Below are 20,738 nucleotides of genomic sequence, written 5' to 3' on the forward strand. Positions count from 1 at the left end.
ATTTCTCAATTTATTCAAAATATACACGAGCCCTTACTCTACCTTGATCTTTAGCTAAAACTTCACTTTTATCTTCATTAAAATATATTACTATAATGTCTCCTTCTACTAAATTTTTATCATGCCAAACTTTAGGTGTTTCTTCTAGTACTAATTTTTCTTGATTTCTAAAATAAACTGCTTTTCCGGCATAGGCTTTCCATTTTCCTTTTTCTATAATAACCTTCCCTAAAGCAATAACTTTACTAACTTCTCTTTTACCTTGTTGATTAGTAGTATAATATACATACATTTGATCACACCAAACCTTTAAATCTCCTTTAACCCCAAAGACCTTTCCTGTAAATACAACCACTCCCTCACTTTCAAATACTTGCATTTTATCTGAAGTTATATCTATTTCGGAACTATATAAAGTTGGAACTAACATTAATAAAAGAAAAAAACCTATTATGGATAAAAATTTTAATATTTTCATAGTGGCTTTTTCTCTTTAATTTAATTTTAATATAATCCATATTTTGGTTTAAACAAGCTGAAATTAATGAAAGATCAAGAAAATATTGATAAATTATTGATTTTAGATTAGTGGATTTTTTTGAATTAAAAATAAAAAAGGGGGCTTTAAAAAGCCCCCTTTTTATTTTAGTTCTTTAAAATTCTCCCCCAGGTGGCATAGATGGACCTTTTTCATCTTTCTTAGGTTTCTCAGCAACCATTGCCTCAGTAGTTAAAAGTAATCCAGCAATAGATGCTGCATTTTGTAAAGCACAACGGCTTACTTTCTTAGGATCTATTATACCTGCAGCAACAAGATCTTTAAATTCTCCTGTTTCTGCATCAAATCCAATAGAACCTTTTTCATTTTTCACTTTTTCTACTATAATAGATCCTTCATATCCTGCATTAGAAGCTATTTGACGAAGTGGAGCTTCTAAAGCTTTTTTAACAATCTCTACACCATATTGTTCATCTCCATCTAATTTAAAGTTTTCTAAAGCTGGTAAGCATCTAATATAAACAGTTCCACCTCCAGGAACAATTCCCTCTTCTACCGCAGCTTTAGTAGCATTGAGTGCATCTTCTACTCTGGCTTTCTTCTCTTTAAGCTCTGTTTCAGTTGGTGCACCTACATAAATAACTGCTACTCCACCTACTAATTTAGCAAGTCTTTCCTGAAGTTTTTCACGATCATAATCTGAGGTAGTTTCCTCAATTTGAGCACGAATTTGTTTAATACGAGCTTCTATATCTTCTTTCTTACCAGCACCATCAATAATAGTGGTATTTTCTTTTGTAACTACAACTCTTCTTGCTCTACCAAGATCGGAAAGCTGAACATTTTCAAGTTTCATTCCAAGCTCTTCAGAAACAAAAGTTCCACCAGTCAAAATAGCAATATCCTGAAGCATTGCTTTTCTTCTTTCACCAAATCCAGGAGCTTTAACTGCGCAGCACTGTAATACCCCTCTAAGTTTATTAACTACTAAAGTAGCAAGGGCTTCACCTTCAACATCTTCAGCAATAATTAAGATTGGTTTACCTGCACGAGCTACTTGCTCAAGAAGTGGTAAAAGGTCTTTCATAGCGCTTATTTTTTTGTCATAAACTAAAATATAAGGATCTTCTAAAACACATTCCATTTTTTCAGCATCAGTTATAAAATAAGGAGAAATATATCCACGATCAAACTGCATTCCTTCTACTACTTCTAAATAAGTCTCAAGTCCTTTTGATTCTTCAACAGTAATTACCCCTTCTTTTCCTACTTTATCCATAGCATCAGCAATAAGATTACCAATAGTAATATCATTATTAGCAGAAATAGCTGCAACTTGAGCTATTTCTTGACGAGATTTACAAGGTTGGGCAATTTTTTCCATTTCTTTTACTACAACTTCTACAGCTTTATCGATACCTCTTTTTATAGCCATTGGATTAATACCAGCTGCAACCAACTTTAATCCTTCACTAAAAATAGCCTGAGCTAAAACTGTAGCTGTAGTAGTTCCGTCACCAGCTACATCGCTGGTTTTTGAAGCAACCTCTTTCACCATTTGAGCACCCATATTTTCAAACTTATCCTCTAATTCAATTTCCTTAGCTACTGTAACACCATCTTTTGTAATTAAAGGAGAACCAAAGGATCTTTCCAAAATAACATTTCTTCCTTTGGGACCAAGAGTTACTTTTACTGCATCAGCTAACTTATTAACGCCTCTTAAAATTTTTTCTCTTGTATTAGCTCCATAAATAATCTCCTTAGCAGCCATCTCACAACCCCCCTTTTTAATTTTTTATTTTTATTCTTCAATAATAGCTAAAACATCATCTTCTCTCATAATTAAATATTCTTCGCCTTTTATTTTAATTTCAGTTCCAGCATATTTACTGAAAAGAATTTTATCTCCTTCTTTAACAGTTAGAGGTTGTCTTTGACCATTCTCTAACAATCTACCATCTCCAACAGCTATAACTTTACCCATGATCGGTTTTTCTTTAGCTGTGTCTGGGATAATGATCCCTGATTCTGTTCTTTGTTCCTCTTCAATGCGTTGAACTAAAATACGATCATGCAAAGGTCTGATCTTCATACCTCCACCTCCCTTTGATATTAATTTTTAGTAAATTTTATGTTTAGCTGAAAAAATAATCATTTCTTTTTAAAAGACAAGGGGAGAGAATTTAATTTTTTAAAAATTGAAAAATTTTGTTTAACAGATCTTCTAGAGAATCTGATGTATTGAGGACTAATAAAGGAGAACAATCTTCTGGAAATATAAATTTTTGTTTTTGTGAAAGATAAATGTCCCAAAGTACATCAGAATAAGTATTTTCTAAGAGTCTTTTGGAAATTCTTTCTTTAATTACTTCATCTTCAGCAGTACATAATATCCAATAAACCTTTGCTTTTACTTTTTTTAATTTCTCTTTTAATAAATCTCTAAATTTTTTTTCTCTAAAAGTAGCATCTATAATTACGTCTCTACCATAAGATAATTCTTCTATAGCCATATCTATCATTTTTTCATAAGTATTAAGAGTTATCTCTGGAGAGTAAATACCTTTTTCAAATTGAGCATAGTAGTGTTTACTTGGATCAAGTTTTAATAAATTCTTTCTAATTATATCAGAGGCTAAATAAACAGCTGGCAATTTTTTTAAAAGATTTTGGGAAAGAAAAGTTTTTCCAGTTCCAGAAAGTCCGAAAAAAATAATTATCTTAGGAATACCTCCTGCATAGTAATAGGCAAGATCAAAATATTTGCGTGCAAAATCAAGGGCTTCTTTCTTTTCCTCTTCAGAGATTTCAGGAGATGCATAAGTAAAACAACCTATTTTCCCTCTTACATATGCTCTATAACATTTATAAAAATCCAATAACTTATAAATATCTTCATCCTTACTTTTTTCGACATAATTTTTAATAAAATAATCTGAAAGATCTTTATATCTATGATAATCTAAATCCATTGCTAAAAATGCAATATCACAACATACATCTCCACATCTAAATCTTTCATTAAATTCGATGCAATCAAATATATAAACTTTTTTTAAATCATCAAAACAGATATTAGCTGAATAAAGATCTCCATGGCCATCTCTTATAAATCCCTCTTTTATTCTTTTTTCAAAAAGTTTTTTATTTTGTTCAATAAAGCTATTATTATAATTAACAATATGAGTATATTTTTCTTCTGTTAAAGCAACATTTATAAAATTTTTTGTTTGTTCAAAATTTTCATTAGTGTTATAAAATATAGTTTCTATACTTCCATAAGAATTAACTTTTTCTCCTGTTTCTGCAGATTTATAAAAGGGAACCAAGGTATTTACGATTAAATCTATATGCTTTTCTGTGATTTCTCCCTTTTTAAGAAGTCCCTTCATCATGCCATTTTCAGGAAGCCTTTTCATTTTAACAGCATATTCAACTACTTTCCCACTTCCTTCAAATTGAAACTTTCCATTTTTCTCAGTTACAGGGACCACACCTAAATAAATTTCAGGAGAAAGCCTTCTATTAAGTTCTACTTCTCTTTCGCAAAAATATTTCCTCTTTTCTAAAGTAGTAAAATCAAGAAAACCAAAATTGACAGGTTTTTTAATTTTATAAACTAAATAATCTGTTATAAAAACATAAGAAATGTGAGTTTGAATTACCTTAAGTTGAGAGGCTTTAAAGGGAAAAGACTCTAAATTTATAAGTTTATCCCATAGAAAGTGGCTCATTTGTTATAAAATTATAACCTGTTTTTTGCCTTGACCAATACTTTATTCATAATTAAAATAATTTTAAAAATTTGCTGGAGGAAAAAGATGAGTTTAGTACTGCTTTTTTTAGTAATCATTTTAATTTTATTTTTACAGGCTTCTATTAAAGTAATAAACGAATACGAAAGAGCTGTAGTTTTAAGATTAGGAAAATTTTTAGCAGTAAAAGGACCTGGGTTAATTATATTAATCCCAGTAATTGATAAAATGAGAAAGCTTGATTTAAGAATAGTAACCTTAGATGTGCCTCCTCAAGAAGTTATTACCAGAGATAATGTATCTATTAGAGTTAGTGCAGTAGTATATTTTAGGGTTTTAGATCCAGAAAAAGCTTTTTTACAAGTTGAAGATTATCACTATGCTACCAGTCAATTAGCCCAAACTACTCTCAGAAGCATATGTGGACAGGCTGAATTGGATGAAATTTTAGCAGAACGAGAAAAATTGAACATGAAAATACAAGAAATATTGGATGCAGATACAGAACCTTGGGGGGTAAAAGTATCAAAAGTTGAAATAAAAGAAATTGACCTTCCTGAAGAAATGAAAAGAGCTATGGCAAAACAAGCTGAAGCAGAAAGGGAGAGAAGAGCTAAAATTATTAATGCTGAAGGAGAACTTCAAGCAGCAAAAACACTTCTTGAAGCTGCTCAAATTATGGCACAAAATCCCATAACTCTTCAATTAAGATATTTGCAAACTTTAACAGAAATTTCTACAGAAAAAAATTCTACTATATTGTTCCCCTTACCTTTAGAAATACTTAGAGCTTTATCAGGGGCTTCTAAGTGATTTTTAAAAAATTTTTAGATTAAGAGAAATTTTTCACAAATTGGCAATAATTTTTTTTTATTTAATTATAATTATAGTTAAAAATAGAAAAATCTTATGAAGGAGGATTTTAATGGATAAAGAGTTAATTAGAAAGTTCAGTAAAAAATATGAAGATATAAGGGATTTATTTGAAAAACATCAAGTATTAGAAAATGAGGTAGCTCAAATATCTCAAAAAAATTATTTAACACCTGAAGAAGAATTAAAAGTTAAACAATTAAAAAGGGAAAAACTCTATATAAAAGAGCAAATTTATAAGTTAATTAAAAAATACGAAGGAATAGAGATAGATTAAAGTTCCAAACTTTTAAATTTAAAAAAAGTTTAAAATTCCAAAAATAAGGAGGGGTTTAAAATTGGGTAAAATAATGACAGGAGCTCAAATGGTAATTGAAGCTTTAAAAAGAGAAAAGGTAGAAGTGATCTTTGGATATCCTGGTGGAGCAGTAATTGATATTTATGATGAACTTTATAAAACACCTGAAATAAAACATGTTCTTGTAAGACATGAACAAGGAGCTACCCATGCTGCTGACGGATACGCTAGATCTACTGGCAAAGTAGGAGTTGTTTTAGTTACTTCTGGACCAGGATCAACAAACACTGTAACTGGTATAGCTACAGCCTATATGGATTCAATTCCTATAGTAGTGTTTACTGGACAGGTACCTACAAAACTTATTGGAAATGATGCTTTCCAAGAAGTTGATACTACGGGAATAACAAGACCTATTACTAAACATAATTTTTTAGTTAAAAGAATTGAAGATTTACCAAGAATTTTAAAGGCTGCTTTCTATATTGCAAGTACTGGAAGACCTGGACCTGTAGTTGTTGATTTGCCTAAGGATATTCAACAAGCCAAGGGAGAATTTGATTATCCAGAAGAAATAAATTTAAGAAGCTATAATCCTGTTTATGATCCACATATTAAACAAGTAGAAAAAGCATATTCCCTTCTTGAACAGGCTGAAAGACCAGTTTTGCTTCTTGGAGGTGGTGTTATCTCTTCTGGTGCTTCTAATGAGGCAATTAGATTAGCAGAAACTTTAAATCTCCCTGTTACTATGACTCTTATGGGATTAGGTTCATTTCCTGGTGATCATGAACAATCCCTTGGAATGCTTGGTATGCATGGTACTTATTATGCTAATATGGCTGTAGCTAATTGTGATGTTTTATTGGCTGTTGGAGCAAGATTTGATGATCGTGTAACAGGTAAAGTAGATGCTTTTGCTCCCGGAGCTAAAATTATCCATATTGATATAGATCCTGCTTCTATTCAAAAAAATGTTAAAGTCCATGTACCTATAGTTGGTGACTGTAAAAGAGCATTAACATGTCTTTTAAATATTATAAAAAACGCTGGTAAACCTAAAAAATATTGGAAAGAAAGATTTAAAGATTGGTGGGAACAAATTGAGATATGGAAAAAAAGATATCCTTTATCTTATAAAAATGATCCTAATTATATAAAACCTCAATTTGTAATAGAAAAACTCTATGAATTAACAAAAGGTGAAGCAATTATTGCTACCGAAGTTGGACAAAATCAGATGTGGACTGCTCAATATTATAAATTTAAATATCCAAGAACTCTTATCACCTCTGGTGGTTTAGGAACCATGGGATTTGGATTCCCAGCAGCAATTGGAGCTAAAATGGGAAATCCTGATAAATTAGTAATAGATATTGCAGGAGATGGGTCTATTCAGATGAATATTCAAGAATTAGCAACTGCTATGGAACAAAGATTACCTATTAAGATAATTATTCTCAATAATGGATATTTGGGAATGGTAAGACAATGGCAAGAATTGTTTTACGGAAAAAGATATTCCCATGTAAAATTTCATGTATTACCAGATTTTGTTAAATTAGCTGAGGCTTATGGAGCAGTGGGAATGAAAATAACTAAACCACAAGAAGTTGAACCAGCTCTAAAAAAAATTTTAAATATGGATACTTTAGCAATATTAGATGTTCACATTGCTCCAGAAGAAGATGTTTTCCCTATGGTTCCTGCAGGAAAAGCAACCACTGAAATGATCTTAGTATAGATATAAGAGGAGGTAAAAAGCATGGAAGAAAAAAGACATACTCTTTCAGTTTTAGTAGAAAATACTCCAGGTGCTTTGGCAAGGATTGCTGGTCTTTTTAGTGGAAGAGGGTTTAATATTGATAGTCTTTGTGTTGCTGAAACATTAGATCCCACCCTTTCTCATTTAACTTTAGTAACCCATGGAGATGAATTTATTATTGAACAAATTATAAAACAATTAAGAAGACTTATAGATGTATATAAAGTAGTAAATGTTACAGAAGAAAAAGACTATGTAGAAAGAGAAATGGCCTTAATAAAAGTAAGGGCAGAAAAAGATTATAGAGAAGAAATTTTTAGAATATGTGAAATTTTTAGATGTAAAATCGTAGATGTAAGTCCACGAAGCTATATAATTGAAGTCACAGGGGATAGGGAAAAACTCCAAGCAGTAATAGAACTTTTAAAACCAATAGGAATTAAAGAAATTGCAAGAACTGGGATCATAGCTATGAGAAGAGAAAAGAAAAGTTCATAAATTTTTTTTCTTAATTTTCATCTTGATTTTTCCCTTTAACAAGTTATAAATGTCTTTTAACTTTTCTAAATCAAAAGGGGAGGATTTTTATGATAAGATTAGATATTAATAAAGAGGATCTATCAAAAGAAGAATTACAAGCTTTGGAAGATGCTTTTAAAAGGTGTGCAAGAAGAATTATATTAGCTACTACTTTAGCAGGTAGTGGACATCCAGGTGGTTCTCTTTCATCTTTAAGTATGCTTTTAGTTATATATGGGATTGCAAAAGTTGATCCTAAAAATCCAAGAGCTGAAAATAGAGATAGAATCGTTATAAGTCATGGACATATCAGTCCAGGAGTGTATAGTGTTCTTTGTGAATATGGTTTTTTCCCTGAAGAGCCTTTTTTAATGGAATTTAGAAGGGCTGGATCTGCTTTTGCTGGACATGTAGAACAGGCAGTTCCTGGAGTAGAGTGGAATACCGGAAACTTAGGGCAAGGACTTTCAGCTGCCTGTGGAATGGCTAAAGCTATTAAATTAAAAGGGCTTAATAATAAAGTTTTTTGTTTGATGGGAGATGGTGAGCAACAAAAAGGGCAGGTTATTGAAGCAAGACGTTGGGCTGTAAAATTTGGATTAGATAATTTGATTGTTTTAATTGATTATAACAAACTTCAAATTGGCGGTGATATATCAAAAGTAATGCCCCAAAAAATTAAGGAAGAAATATTGGCAACTGCTTGGAATGTAATAGAAATAGATGGACATAATTATTCTGAAATATTTAAAGCTTTGAAAAAAGTATTAAATAAAGAGGTAGAGAGCCCCGAAAATCCAACTGCTATTTTAGCTCATACTACAATGGGAAAAGGTATTTCCTTTATGGAAAACGATCCAAAATGGCATGGAATGGCTCTTCCAGAAGATTTGGCAAAAAAAGCTTTAGAAGAATTAGGATTTGACCCTAAGGAATTAGATATTCTTAAAGAAAAAAGAAAAAATTGGATAATTTCTTTTCCTCATCAACCACATGATCCTCTTCCAGTTAAAATAGAAATTCCAGAACCAACTATCTATTCTTCTGAAACTAAAACTGATTGTAGAAGTGCATACGGAAATGCACTTGCAAAGTTAGCAGAAAAAAACAATCTTCCTGGCAAACCTCCCAAAATTTTAGGACTAACCTGTGATTTAGAAAGCTCTGTAAAAATGGGAGGATTTAAAAAAATTTCTCCTTCAGCTTTCTTTGAATCTGGCATTCAAGAACATCATACTGCTTCGGTATCTGGAGCTCTTTCTAAAGAGGGATTTTTAGTATTTTTCTCAACCTTTGGTGTCTTCGCAATTGATGAAGTTTATAATCAAATGAGATTGAATTCTCTTAATAAAACTGCTTTGAAGGTTGTATCTACACATTTAGGAGCTGATGTAGGAGAAGACGGTCCTACTCATCAATGCATAGATTATTTAGGAATTTTATTTAATCTTCCAGATTTTGAAATATATATACCTGCAGATCCTAATCAAACAGATCATATAATAAGATTTATTGCTAAAAGACCTGGGAATATTTTTGTTGGTATGGGAAGATCAAAAGTTCCTATTATAACTAAAGAAGATAATACACCTTATTTTGATGAAAATTATAAGTTTGTTCCAGGAAAAGCTGATTGGATAAGGAAAGGAAATAAAGGCGTAATCATTACTTATGGAACTATGTGTCATTATGCTCTTTCTGCTTGGGAAATTCTTAAAAACAAGGGTATTGAAGTTTCATTACTGAATGTAGCCTCCATAAAACCTTTCCCTGAAGATGACCTTTTAGAAGCTTCAAAATTTAAAAATATAGTAGTAGTAGAGGATCATTATGTAGAAACTGGTTTAGGAAATAAAATAGCTTCCTTTTTTGCCTTAAAAGAAAAATTTGTTAAACTTAAACTTTTAGGTTTAAAAGGTCCTCTTTCTTCTGGAAGCCCAAAGGAGCTATTTAAATTATCTGGTCTAAATCCTGAAAATATAGCTAAAACTATGGAAGAATTAATAAATGCATGAAAAAATAGAAGAAGAGAAAAAACAAACACTTATAGACCACCTTATTGAATTAAGAGGTTGTTTAATTAAATCTTTTATTGGTTGGGTAATAGGTGCGATTGTTTCTTATCTTTTTGCAGAACATATAATTAATTTTTTATTATTTCCTTTATATAAAGTTATTTCTCCTCAGTCTAAGGTTTTTTTTAGAATTTTTCCAGAAGTATTTGTGGTTTATATAAAATTATCTATCATCGTAGGATTTATAATTTCAAGCCCCTACATTTTTTATCAAGTATGGCTATTTGTAGCTCCTGGCCTTTATCCCCATGAAAAAAAATGGGTAAAAAGCGTTGTCTTTTTAACTTGTTTTTCCTTTTTAATAGGAGATTTATTAGCTTATTATATTTTTCTTCCAGCTATTTTAAAATTTTTATATTCTTTTGGAGAAAAATTTCTTGTTTTCAAACCCTTTTTAAATGAATATATATCTTTTGTTTTGAAAATTTTTATTATTTTTGGAGTACTTTTCCAAATTCCTTCTTTTTTATTTCTTCTTTCCAAATTAGATTTAGTTACCTCTGAACAATTAAGAAATTTTAGACCCTATGCTATTATTCTATCTTTTTTTATTTCTGCTATTTTAACCTCAGGTTTTGATCCTTTAAATCAAATTCTTTTAGCTATCCCCTTGACACTTCTTTATGAGGTAGGTATACTTTTAGTAAGATTAGGAGAATTCAAAAAAAAGGGAGGTTAATATGTTTCCAAGTTTAGGAAGTCAGGAACTGTTTATCATTCTTTTTTTGGCTCTTTTAATTTTCGGTGCAAAAAGGCTACCTGAAGTTGGTGCTGGTTTGGGAAAAGGTATACGTTCTTTTAAAGAGGCTTTAAAAAGTGCAGATGTAAAAGAAGACCTTGAAAAATTAGAAAATAAAAAAACAGAAACCACATCTCCTTCTTCAGTTGAAAAAAGTTCTTCTAAAGAAGCTTAGTTTTAAGTGCAAGCTTTTATTCTTTCTGCAGGAAAAGGCACTCGTCTTTTACCTTATACTAATGTCCTACCTAAACCTCTTTTCCCAATTTTAGGAAAACCAATAATTGAAATTATTTTGGATCAACTTAAAAATTTAGGCATAACTTTTATAGGAATAAATACTTTTCATTTAAAAGAAAAACTCATAAATTTTCTTAAATCTTATCAAGAGAAAAATCCACAAATAGAGATAAGGATTTTTGAAGAGAGAGAGCTTATGGGAACAGGAGGCGCTATAATAAATGCTAAAAATTTCTTTAAAAAGGAAACCTTAATTATAAATTCCGACATCCTTACAAATTTTAATTTTAAAAAACTTTTTCACTTTTTTAATCAATCTTTTAGCCCTATTGTTATGGTATTATACAAAGGAGAAAATAATAATGTTGAAGTTGATATTAACTTTAGAACAATTATTTCTTTTAGAAATCAAAAAGAAAATAATTTTACCTTTGCAGGAATCCAAATAATAGATCCTCAAATAATCAGATATTTTCCTTTTAAAAAGGATCTTATTGAAATATATCAAAATTTAATAAACCAAGGTATTAAAATTTCTGCTTATATAGAAAACAATTCCTATTTTAAAGATATAGGAAATATTAAAAATTATCTTAAAGCTCATGAGGATATACTTATAAAGAAAGTTAACATCCCAGAAACAGATTTTTATTCTGAACCAATTGTAGTTAAAACAAAAAAAATAGGAAATAATGTAGTATTTAAAGATTGGGTATATATTGAAGAGGAAACTTTTATTGAGAAAAATTCTCAATTATCAAAAGTTGTAACCTGGAAAGGAGCATATATTAAATCTGGTATATATGAAAATCAAGTTTTAATATGAAAAATTTATTAGAATTTTTGAAAAATTTTAAAATTTATCCTAAAAAAATAGAACCTTTAAAAGGAGATGGATCAAATAGAAAATTTTTTCGTTTATATTTTGAAAATTCTTCTCTAATCCTTATTTTCCCTCAAGAAGGTTCTTATGGATTGAAAGAGGCTAAAGCTTATTACGAATTAGGAAATTTTTTTTATAAAAATAACATATCTGTTCCAAAAATTGAATTTTGGGATCAAGAAAGTGGGATTTTATTAATAGAAGATTTAGGAGATCTTAAACTTTGTGATATCAAAAATCCTTTCCCTTTTTATTATAAAACTTTAGAGATACTGGTTAAAATCCAAAAACTTGCTTCTTCTTTTCCTATAAATTCTACTTTAGATACCCCTATTTATGATTTTAATTTTGTATGGAAAAAAGAGATTAATTATTTTTTTGATTGGTATCTTAAAAAATATAGAAAATTAAAAATAGATCCTTCTTTTAAGGAAGAAATTTATAATTGGGCTAAGGAGAGAAGCAATTTTACTTTTAAGGTGGTTTTACATAGAGATTTTCAAAGCAAAAATCTAATGATCAAAAAGGGTGAAATATTTGTTATAGATTTTCAAGGGGCAAGATTAGGTCCTCCTTCTTATGATTTAGCCTCTCTTTTATTTGATCCCTATGTTAATCATTTTGAGGATCCTAAGCTTTTAGAAAATTTTCTAAAATATTACTTGAGTTTAAATGAATATCCAGAAAATGAATTTTTGGAGGAATTTAAATTTTTAGGAATTATTCGTTTGATGCAAGCTTTAGCAGCTTATTGTAAATTATCTAATATAGGTAAAGTATGGTTTGAAAAATATATTACTATAGCAGAAAAAAGACTTTTTAAACTATTAAAGACCTTTTATCCTGAACTTTATAAACTCTTTAAAAAGTTTTAAAAAATAAAAAAGGGGGATAACCCCCCTTAAAAACTTTTAAAAATTTTAAAAAATAACCTATTCTTCTGTTTCTTCTTTCTTAAAAGCCGTTTCTACTCCAATCCCTACACCGGGTATCCCAAATAATACTGTACTTCCTGAAGAAAAGTATTCAAGTTTCCCTTCTCTCACTAATTCATTAGCAGCATTTTTTATATCACGAGGACTAACATCTGGGAGTTCTCTTTGAATATCTTTTAAATAAACTTTGCTTTTCCCACCTTTTTTAACCTTTTCTTCTATAACTTGTAAAATCTTTTGCTTAAGTTCTTCTTTTGTCATTCCTTCTCACCTCTTTTTATTTATTTTTGAATATAATAATCTTCTAACTTAGTTTTTACATGTTTTGTGAATTTAAATTGAGTAGTAGTTCTATAAGTAACATAAGCTAATCTATAGTCATCAATACATTTTTCAGTGAAGGGAATATCAGTTAATTCAAAGAATTTTTCCCAGCCAATTCTTTGGATCCAATCACCCACTCTTTCATATTTTCTTGCATGCTTAGCATATACTTCAAGAATATGTTTTACCCATTTTACAGTAGTTGGCCAACGAGGTGGCTCATTAGGAATTCCACTAAGGACAACTCTTGAAAATTTGGGTGGAGAGATTCTATTAGATACCTTTCCACCAACTACTATAGTAATACAGTCTCCTTCTCCATCAGCAAGTGGCATAGCTGGACACATGGTATAACAGTTTCCGCAGAACATGCAACGCTCTACATTAACTCTTACAGTTTTCTTCTTCTTTCCATCAATTTCAACTGTTGCTGGTCTAATAGCTCCTAAGGGGCAGGCTGCAATAGTTAAAGGTATTTCACAAACAGCTTCTAATCTCTCATCTTCTACGAAGGGTGGTTTTCTATGAATTCCTACAATAGCAATATCAGAACAATGTACAGCTCCACACATATTTAAACAACAAGCAAGAGCAAGTTTTGTTTTTGCAGGTAGCTTGTGAGAACCGAAATATTCAAAAAGTTCATCCATTAAGGATTTTACAATTCCTGAAGCATCAATAGCCGGAGTATGACAATGTATCCAACCTTGAGTATGTACAATGTTGCTTACTCCTGCTCCAGTCCCACCAATAGGAAATTTATAAGAACCATTCGGATGTTTTCTATTTTTTAAGTCTTCAAGAAGTGCTTTTAATTTATCTTCTGAGTCTACAACAAATTCAACATTATTTCTTGTGGTCCAACGTACATAACCGCCACAATATTTATCAGCAATTTCACAAATTTCTCTTATATAGTCAGTTGTTTCTAATCTTGGAGTTCCACATCTTACTACATAGATAACATCCCCTGTTTCTGAAACTCTTTTTATTACTCCAGGTTGAATAATTTGATGAGATTTCCATTTTCCAAAGTTTTTCTGAACAATAGGTGGCATAAACTGCCAGAAATAGGGAGGTCCAATATCTGTAATTCTATTTTCCATAGGTTTCTGAGGATTATATAATTTTGGTGCCAATTCCGGATCATAAGGTTTCTGAAATATAGGATCAAGTTCTTTTAATTTTTCTAAAGCCATAACTCCCTCCTTTTTATTTTTAATTTTTTAAATTTTTTTCTCCCTAATTAAGCAGGATGACGTTTTCTAAATTCTGCAAGATCCCTTGTCCAACCACCAGGAACTTCTTCCTCTCTCCAGAAGATATAAGGATCAACACGTGGCATAAGAATATGCTGAGGTATAGGTTGAATTCCCATAACGTCAACTAAAAATCTATTTAATCCAACTCTCTGAATTAATTCTCCTACTCTTTCACGGTTCTTACCATTTTCCATCCACCAATCCCAAATCTTATAAACTAAATCCTTAATTTCATCATAGGGAGGTTCTGTTTTCATAAACGGAATAAGTATAGTTGAAAGCTGAGCACCCTCTAAAATAACTGATTTTGCTCCGATTAAGATACAAACTCCAGTATCTTCCCCTGGTTTTAAAGCTTCAGGCATAACAGCTATACAATGCATACATCTATTACACTCTTTATTGTTAATGTAAAGTTTCTTTTCTTTTTCATCCCAATACATACACTGAGTTGGACAAAGATCAATTACTTCTTTTTTAATATCAAAAGGACCCCAATCTCTATCAGAAAAAGCACCTGCATTAGGTGGAAGCTCACCACCTACATAAGCTCTTACTGCTTCTTGATCAATTCTTATATCATCTCTCCAGGTTCCAATAAAAGACAAGTCTGCCCTTGCAACAGCTGCTACACAATCAAGAGGACACCCTGAAAATTTAAGTTTAAATTTATATGGAAAAGCGGGACGATGAAGTTCATCCTGAAATGCCATACTTAATTCATAGTCCATTTCTTGAACATCAAATAAACACCATTCACAAAGAGAATATCCCATACAACAAGCAGGAGTTCTCATATTAGAACCAGAACCTCCTAAATCCCAGTTAAGTTGATGTGTAAGATCATAAAAAATATATTCTAATTGTTCTGTTACTGTGCCAAGAAGAATTATATCACCTGTTGAACCATGAAAATTAACAATTCCACTACCACGATGATCCCACATATCGCACATTTTTCTTAAGGCAGAAGTATGATACCACTTTGCAGCTGGCTGGTGCACGCGAATGGTGTGAAATGCCCATATAGCAGGGAACATTTCTTGCTGGTCAGAATATCTTCCAATAACCCCTCCTCCATAACCAAAAACTCCAACAATCCCACCATGTTTCCAATGAGTTTCCTTGTGCTTATAAGATAACTCTAACTGTCCCATAATGTCAAAACAAGCTTGTTTTTTGTGTTTTTCAGCATAGGTATAGATATCATCTACAAAACTTGGCCAAGGACCCTTCTTAAGCTCATCAACCATTGGAGTATCATGTTTTTTTACTTCACTCATAATTACCTCCTCTTTATTTTTATTGATAACTCTATTTTAAAATTGTCCATCTTTAAGTCAAGAACTAAAATCATTAATTATTTCGAAAGGTTCTTTAATTTCTAAAAATTTTCTTTGTTTTTTCATTCTTTTTTTATTATTTTTTAAAAAATTTATAAAAATATATTCTAACAATTTTATTCTTAATTTCAAAATCTAAAATTTACCCAAATATTGCCTTTTTATAAATATTAACTAAAATGAAACTATGGATATGCAAATAAGAAATTTAAAAACCTTCATTAATTCGAACCTTTCAAATTTAGAAGTTATAAAAAATACTATAGAGGATTTAGAATCTAAAACACCTCAACTTTATCTAATATTAGAAATTATTTTAGATGTTCTTCAAAATAGAAAAATACCTAAGGATATTGAAATTTTTCTTTTAGAAAAAGCTGCTCATATTTGCGAAAAACTTTATGAATTTAATAAAGCCTTAGAATTGTACAAGAAATTATTTCTCTTAACTTCAAGCTCTAAGTATTTAGATCAAATTGAAAAAATAAAGACATTAAAAATTTTTGAAAGATTAAAAGATATACTTAAAAAAATTAATCTTTCCTTTGACGACCTTTTAAAAATATACTATCAGTCTTTGGAAACCAATAAAAGCATAGAAGCTATAATAATGGAAAATTTTAAGATCCATAAAAAAGAAATTTTAGACTCTATAAAAAATTTTTATAAGATTCCTGTTTTTGAAATTACAGATTTGAAAAAATTTAAAAAAATTCCTCAAGTATTAACTATCAAAAAAGATTTCTTTTTAAATACTTTTTGTATTCCTTTCCAAGCTGGGAAAACTATATACCTTGTATGTTATAATCCTGAGGATATAGATACTATTGAAAAAGTTAAAAAAATACTTCAAATTCCCTCATCTGATGTACAATTAGCTTTCGCTATTAAAGAAGACCTTATGGAAGCCATAGAAATGTATTATTCCTCCATCTCCCCTTATATATCTGAATTTGACTTTGAAGTAGAACCTGTAGAAGAAAGAGAAGAAGAAATTGAGGAAGAGACTTTAATTGATAGTGCAATTGTTCAATTGGTAAATAAAATCATTGAAGAAGCTTACAAAATGCGTGCCTCGGACATTCATTGGGAAAGTTTGATAGATAAAAAGGGATTACAGGTAAGATTTAGAGTTGATGGAGAATGTTTTGTTTATACCACTATTCCAGAACATCAAAAAAGACCTGTAATTTCCCGTATTAAAATTATGGCTAATCTCGATATTGCTGAAAGAAGACTTCCTCAAGATGGGAAAATTAAATTTAAAACTAAAGAAGGGAAAACTTTTGAAATAAGAGTTGCTACCGTTCCTACTATTGAAAATAATGAGGATGTAGTTATGAGAATTCTCGGAGGAATAGAATTTAGAGAGTTAGAAGAATTGGATTTAACAGAGGAGAATTATAAAAATTTTAAAAGGATATTGGACTATCCTTATGGATTAATATTAGTAGTTGGTCCTACTGGATCAGGAAAAACAACTACTTTGCATGCAGCTTTAAAATATTTAAATAGTCCTAATAAAAAAATCTGGACTGCTGAAGATCCTGTAGAAATTGTCCAAGAAGGATTGAGACAAGTTCAGGTAAATCCTAAAATAGGATTAACTTTTGCAAGAGTTTTTAGAGCCTTTTTAAGAGCTGATCCAGATATTATTATGATAGGAGAAACAAGAGACCAAGAAACTGCCCACACTTTAATAGAAGCTTCTTTAACAGGACATTTAGTATTAACAACTCTTCATACTAATAGTGCTCCCGAGACTATTACAAGACTTCTTAATATGGGAATAGATCCTTATAATTTTGCAGATGCCCTATTAGGAATTTTAGCTCAAAGATTAGCTAAAAGATTATGCAAAAAATGTAAAAAACCTTACAAACCTAATAAAAATGAAATAGAGAGAATTAAAAGAGAATATGGATATCATCCTGTTAAACCTCTTACAGATGAAATGATAGAAAATGCAACCTTTTTTGAACCTGTAGGGTGTTCAGAATGTAATTATACAGGATTTAAAGGAAGATTTGCTATACATGAATTATTAATCCCTGATGATGAATTAAAATCGCTCATTATTAAAAATGCCCCTGCTAATGAAATTAGAGATTTAGCTATGCAAAAGAGATTTCTTACACTTAAACAAGATGGGATATTAAAGGTTTTAAAAGGAGAAACAACCCTAAAACAGATTTTAGCAGTAACAGTAAGATAGTCATCTAATAGATGGATCCTGTTATTTCCCGAAAAATTATTAAAGTTAAGGAGAATATTATTCAATCTTTAGAAGATTCTATAGCTATAGAAACAAAGATAAAAATTTTGGTAAATGATATAGAGATAATCTCTCTTTCTGCTACCCCTCTACACATAAAAGAATTGGTAGTAGGTTACATCCTGACTGAAAATATAATAAAAGAAAATTTTTGTCCCCAAGAAATTGAAATTATTGAAGAAAAAGAAGAGATAAAAGTAAAAATTTATTCAGCTGGTCCTTTAAATCTAAATGGAAAAACTTTAACTTCGGGTTGTATGTCTTCTTTTAGCTTTATTAACGAGTTACCAGAAAGTTATAAAGATAATTTTAAAATTGAAATAGAAAATCTCTTTTTACTCTTTAAAGATTTTCAAAAAAAATCAGAATTATATAAAAGTACAGGATGTGTCCATTATGCAGGGCTTGCTGAGAAAGAAAAAATTATTTTTCTCGCAGAAGATATAGGAAGACACAATGCAGTAGATAAAGTTATAGGTTATGCATTTTTAAATAAAATACCATTAGAGGATAAAATACTTTTAATAAGCGGAAGAATATCCTCTGAAATGGTATTAAAAACTGGTAGATGGAAAATACCTATTATTGTAAGCAAAAGCGCTCCCACATCCTTAGCTATTGAATTAGCTGAGAAAATAGGATTAACAATTATTGGTTTTTTAAGAGGAAATAGATGTAATATTTATACCCATCCTTACAGACTAAATTTGTAAAAACTTTAATAAGGAGTTTTAGAACATGGAAATATCTGTAGGATTTTATGGGGGAGCACAAGGTGTTACAGGGAGTTGTTTTTTACTAAATATTAGAGACACTCAAATTTTGGTAGATTGTGGATTATTTCAAGGATTAGAAAGTGAAAAAAATTATTTAAAATTTACTTTTGATCCCCAAAAAATTTCTTATTTAATTTTAACCCATGCTCATATAGATCACTGCGGAAGACTTCCTCTTTTAGTAAAAGAAGGATTTAGAGGAAAAATTATTTGCACTAAGCCTACATCTCAAATTGCAAAAATCATGTTGCTTGATGCAGCAAAAGTTATGAAAGAACATTATAAAACTCTTTATAAAAAATCCATAAGAAAGGGACTAAACCCTCCTCCACCCCCTCTTTATGAAGAATATGATGTAATAGAAAGCTTTAATTATTTTAAAATACTCGTTCCTTATGATACTCCTTTGCTTTTAAAAGATAATATTAAAGTAACTTTTAGAGATGCTGGACATATCCTTGGGTCAGCTTTTGTAGAAATTGAAGATCTAAAAACACACCAAAAAATAACTTTTTCTGGAGATTTAGGAAATAAGAATAAACCTATAGTGAGAAATTTTACTTATCCTTCTCAAACTGACTTTTTATTCATTGAAACTACCTACGCTGATAGAAATCACAAATCTTTTGAAGAATCCAAACAAGAATTTTTGCAAGCTATTTTAGAAACTTTTGAAAAGGGAGGGAATGTTCTTATTCCAACATTTGCTTTAGAAAGGGCACAAGAACTTATTTATATATTAAGAGAATTTTATGAGGAAGGAAAACTTCCAAGATGTCAAGTTTTTCTTGACAGCCCCTTAGCTATAAAAGCAACTAAAATTTTTAGAGATAATCCTGAATTTTTTGATGAAGAAACTTTTAATCTTTTAACCCAAAAAGATCCTTTTGATTTTCCCTATTTAGTATTAACAGAAGATATAGAAGAATCAAAAGCTATAAATAACATTAAATCAGGAGCCATTATTATTGCAGGGAACGGAACTCTTACTGGGGGAAGAATTCTTCATCATTTAAAATATAATTTGTGGAGAGAAGAATGTAGCCTTGTTTTTGTTGGATTTCAACCTAAGGGAACTCTTGGAAGAAATATTATTGATGGAGCTGAAAAAATTCATTTATTTGGAGAAGAAATTCCTGTAAGAGCAAGGATTTATACTATAAATGGGTTTTCCTCCCATGCAGGACAAAATGAGTTGATAGATTGGATTTCTAAGCTTGAAAAAGTTAAAAAACTTTTCTTAGTTCACGGAGAACCTGAAAAAATGGAAATTTTTAAAAATTTGTTGTTAGAAAACTTCAAAGAAAAATTTGAAGAAATACAAATTCCACCTTTTGGTGAAGTCGTTCAACTTAGTTAAAAGGTTTCTATTTTTCTTAATTTCCCTACCAAGCTACCAAAAATAGGCAATTTTCCTCTTAATTCTAAAGGCACCTTTTTATCTTTTAATAATAATATTTCTACTTCTGAAGCTCTCTCAAGCAATTCGCTTTTCTTAGGCAAATAAACTTCAATATATAGACATTCTTTTTTTTCTTTTCCTAATTCGCAATTTTTTATTTCTTTAAATTCAATTCTTACATATTCTCTCTTCTTTTTAATAAAAAGTGGTAACCTTATTCGGGGGTAAATATTATAGTTTATATAAAATGAAGCGATAAAAGAGGATAGCTCATCATATATGGGAAATTCTAAAAAAATGTTTTCAGGTTCTTCACAATTAGGTAAAAGTTTTTGATAGACAATTTTATTTTCTTCTTTTTTAAAATAGATTAATCTTTTCCTTTCTTTTCCTTTTTCATTCGAATAAATAACTGCTTTTTGGGGATATCCCCTTTTATCTACCCAAGTTTCCCACTTTGCATAAAAAGGAAAAATTGATTTTGCTAAACCTACACTATATACAATAGCGGTGTATTTTGAAGGAGTTATTTGAATTTCAGACTCTCCAACTTTAAAAGGACCATAATAAATTTCATAAAATAACTTTATCTCATTCGCTATGCAATTACCAAGAAGCAATAAATTAAAACTAATACTTATTAAGATAAGGTTAAGTGAATTTTTTATGTGCTTCATATTCTCATTCTAAATTTTAAAAATTAAAAACCAATTTAATAAAAAGTAAAGGTTGAAATTTAAAAACTTTGGAATATATTATTTGAGTCTTTTTAAGT

The 20,738-nt window shown here is 30.0% G+C and carries 20 protein-coding genes; 12 read left to right on the top strand and 8 right to left on the bottom strand.

Annotated features, from left to right (window positions below):
* Positions 1–10: 10 nt before the first annotated feature.
* The 4 genes from lptA to TOPB45_RS07190 form a co-directional block, all read right to left on the bottom strand.
* A complete protein-coding gene (lptA, locus tag TOPB45_RS07175; protein ID WP_013910171.1) occupies positions 11–478 on the bottom strand; it encodes a lipopolysaccharide transport periplasmic protein LptA in 468 nt (155 codons plus the stop codon).
* A gap of 175 nt (positions 479–653) precedes the next feature.
* Entirely contained in the window at positions 654–2,273 is a 1,620-nt protein-coding gene (gene groL / locus TOPB45_RS07180; RefSeq protein WP_013910172.1) for a chaperonin GroEL, read from the bottom strand.
* A gap of 30 nt (positions 2,274–2,303) precedes the next feature.
* A complete protein-coding gene (gene groES, locus TOPB45_RS07185; RefSeq protein ID WP_013910173.1) occupies positions 2,304–2,594 on the bottom strand; it encodes a co-chaperone GroES in 291 nt (96 codons plus the stop codon).
* Between the two features lie 91 nt (positions 2,595–2,685).
* Positions 2,686–4,236, bottom strand: coding sequence for a bifunctional aminoglycoside phosphotransferase/ATP-binding protein (locus TOPB45_RS07190; RefSeq protein WP_013910174.1), 1,551 nt, complete (start codon positions 4,234–4,236; stop codon positions 2,686–2,688).
* Positions 4,237–4,323: 87 nt separating this feature from the next.
* Here TOPB45_RS07190 and TOPB45_RS07195 point away from each other — a divergent pair, with 87 nt between their 5' ends.
* From TOPB45_RS07195 to TOPB45_RS07235, 9 genes are all read left to right on the top strand, one after another.
* Positions 4,324–5,070: a slipin family protein gene (locus TOPB45_RS07195; RefSeq protein WP_013910175.1), complete on the top strand. Its 747-nt coding sequence runs from the start codon at positions 4,324–4,326 to the stop codon at positions 5,068–5,070.
* A gap of 112 nt (positions 5,071–5,182) precedes the next feature.
* A complete protein-coding gene (locus TOPB45_RS07200) occupies positions 5,183–5,407 on the top strand; it encodes a YdcH family protein (RefSeq protein ID WP_013910176.1) in 225 nt (74 codons plus the stop codon).
* Positions 5,408–5,480: 73 nt separating this feature from the next.
* Positions 5,481–7,172, top strand: coding sequence for a biosynthetic-type acetolactate synthase large subunit (gene ilvB, locus TOPB45_RS07205; RefSeq protein WP_013910177.1), 1,692 nt, complete (start codon positions 5,481–5,483; stop codon positions 7,170–7,172).
* 21 nt (positions 7,173–7,193) lie between these two features.
* On the top strand, positions 7,194–7,691 hold the full coding sequence (ilvN, locus tag TOPB45_RS07210; RefSeq protein WP_013910178.1) for an acetolactate synthase small subunit: 498 nt from the start codon (positions 7,194–7,196) through the stop codon (positions 7,689–7,691).
* Between the two features lie 89 nt (positions 7,692–7,780).
* The gene (locus TOPB45_RS07215) at positions 7,781–9,727 is read left to right on the top strand and encodes a transketolase (protein WP_013910179.1); all 1,947 of its coding nucleotides are present in this window, start codon (positions 7,781–7,783) and stop codon (positions 9,725–9,727) included.
* Positions 9,720–10,466: a twin-arginine translocase subunit TatC gene (gene tatC / locus TOPB45_RS07220; RefSeq protein WP_013910180.1), complete on the top strand. Its 747-nt coding sequence runs from the start codon at positions 9,720–9,722 to the stop codon at positions 10,464–10,466. The genes TOPB45_RS07215 and tatC overlap by 8 nt, the downstream gene beginning before the upstream one ends.
* Before the next feature lies 1 nt (position 10,467).
* Positions 10,468–10,701: a twin-arginine translocase TatA/TatE family subunit gene (gene tatA / locus TOPB45_RS07225; RefSeq protein WP_013910181.1), complete on the top strand. Its 234-nt coding sequence runs from the start codon at positions 10,468–10,470 to the stop codon at positions 10,699–10,701.
* A 6-nt stretch (positions 10,702–10,707) separates the two neighbouring features.
* Complete coding sequence (locus TOPB45_RS07230; RefSeq protein ID WP_013910182.1) at positions 10,708–11,589, top strand: nucleotidyltransferase family protein; 882 nt, start codon at positions 10,708–10,710, stop codon at positions 11,587–11,589.
* The gene (locus tag TOPB45_RS07235) at positions 11,586–12,521 is read left to right on the top strand and encodes an aminoglycoside phosphotransferase family protein (RefSeq protein WP_013910183.1); all 936 of its coding nucleotides are present in this window, start codon (positions 11,586–11,588) and stop codon (positions 12,519–12,521) included. The genes TOPB45_RS07230 and TOPB45_RS07235 overlap by 4 nt, the downstream gene beginning before the upstream one ends.
* 57 nt (positions 12,522–12,578) lie before the next feature.
* Here the strand turns inward: TOPB45_RS07235 and TOPB45_RS07240 are convergent, their stop codons facing one another.
* The 3 genes from TOPB45_RS07240 to dsrA form a co-directional block, all read right to left on the bottom strand.
* Positions 12,579–12,842, bottom strand: coding sequence for a dissimilatory sulfite reductase D family protein (locus TOPB45_RS07240; RefSeq protein ID WP_013910184.1), 264 nt, complete (start codon positions 12,840–12,842; stop codon positions 12,579–12,581).
* A gap of 20 nt (positions 12,843–12,862) precedes the next feature.
* Positions 12,863–14,011, bottom strand: coding sequence for a dissimilatory-type sulfite reductase subunit beta (gene dsrB / locus TOPB45_RS07245; RefSeq protein WP_049774835.1), 1,149 nt, complete (start codon positions 14,009–14,011; stop codon positions 12,863–12,865).
* 140 nt (positions 14,012–14,151) lie between these two features.
* Complete coding sequence (gene dsrA, locus TOPB45_RS07250; protein ID WP_013910186.1) at positions 14,152–15,450, bottom strand: dissimilatory-type sulfite reductase subunit alpha; 1,299 nt, start codon at positions 15,448–15,450, stop codon at positions 14,152–14,154.
* A 247-nt stretch (positions 15,451–15,697) separates the two neighbouring features.
* Here dsrA and TOPB45_RS07255 point away from each other — a divergent pair, with 247 nt between their 5' ends.
* The 3 genes from TOPB45_RS07255 to TOPB45_RS07265 are packed head-to-tail and all read left to right on the top strand — an operon-like array spanning position 15,698 to position 19,921.
* On the top strand, positions 15,698–17,725 hold the full coding sequence (locus TOPB45_RS07255) for a GspE/PulE family protein (protein WP_144011500.1): 2,028 nt from the start codon (positions 15,698–15,700) through the stop codon (positions 17,723–17,725).
* 11 nt (positions 17,726–17,736) lie between these two features.
* Positions 17,737–18,498, top strand: coding sequence for a formate dehydrogenase accessory sulfurtransferase FdhD (gene fdhD / locus TOPB45_RS07260; protein ID WP_013910188.1), 762 nt, complete (start codon positions 17,737–17,739; stop codon positions 18,496–18,498).
* Positions 18,499–18,523: 25 nt separating this feature from the next.
* Positions 18,524–19,921 carry an MBL fold metallo-hydrolase RNA specificity domain-containing protein gene (locus TOPB45_RS07265; protein WP_013910189.1) on the top strand — a complete coding sequence of 466 codons (1,398 nt, stop codon included), beginning with the start codon at positions 18,524–18,526 and terminating at the stop codon, positions 19,919–19,921.
* Here the strand turns inward: TOPB45_RS07265 and TOPB45_RS07270 are convergent.
* A complete protein-coding gene (locus TOPB45_RS07270) occupies positions 19,918–20,640 on the bottom strand; it encodes a DUF3108 domain-containing protein (RefSeq protein WP_013910190.1) in 723 nt (240 codons plus the stop codon). The two genes, TOPB45_RS07265 and TOPB45_RS07270, sit on opposite strands and share 4 nt — an antisense overlap.
* Positions 20,641–20,738: the final 98 nt, after the last annotated feature.

The organism is Thermodesulfobacterium geofontis OPF15 (assembly GCF_000215975.1).
In the GTDB taxonomy this organism is placed as follows: domain Bacteria; phylum Desulfobacterota; class Thermodesulfobacteria; order Thermodesulfobacteriales; family Thermodesulfobacteriaceae; genus Thermodesulfobacterium; species Thermodesulfobacterium geofontis.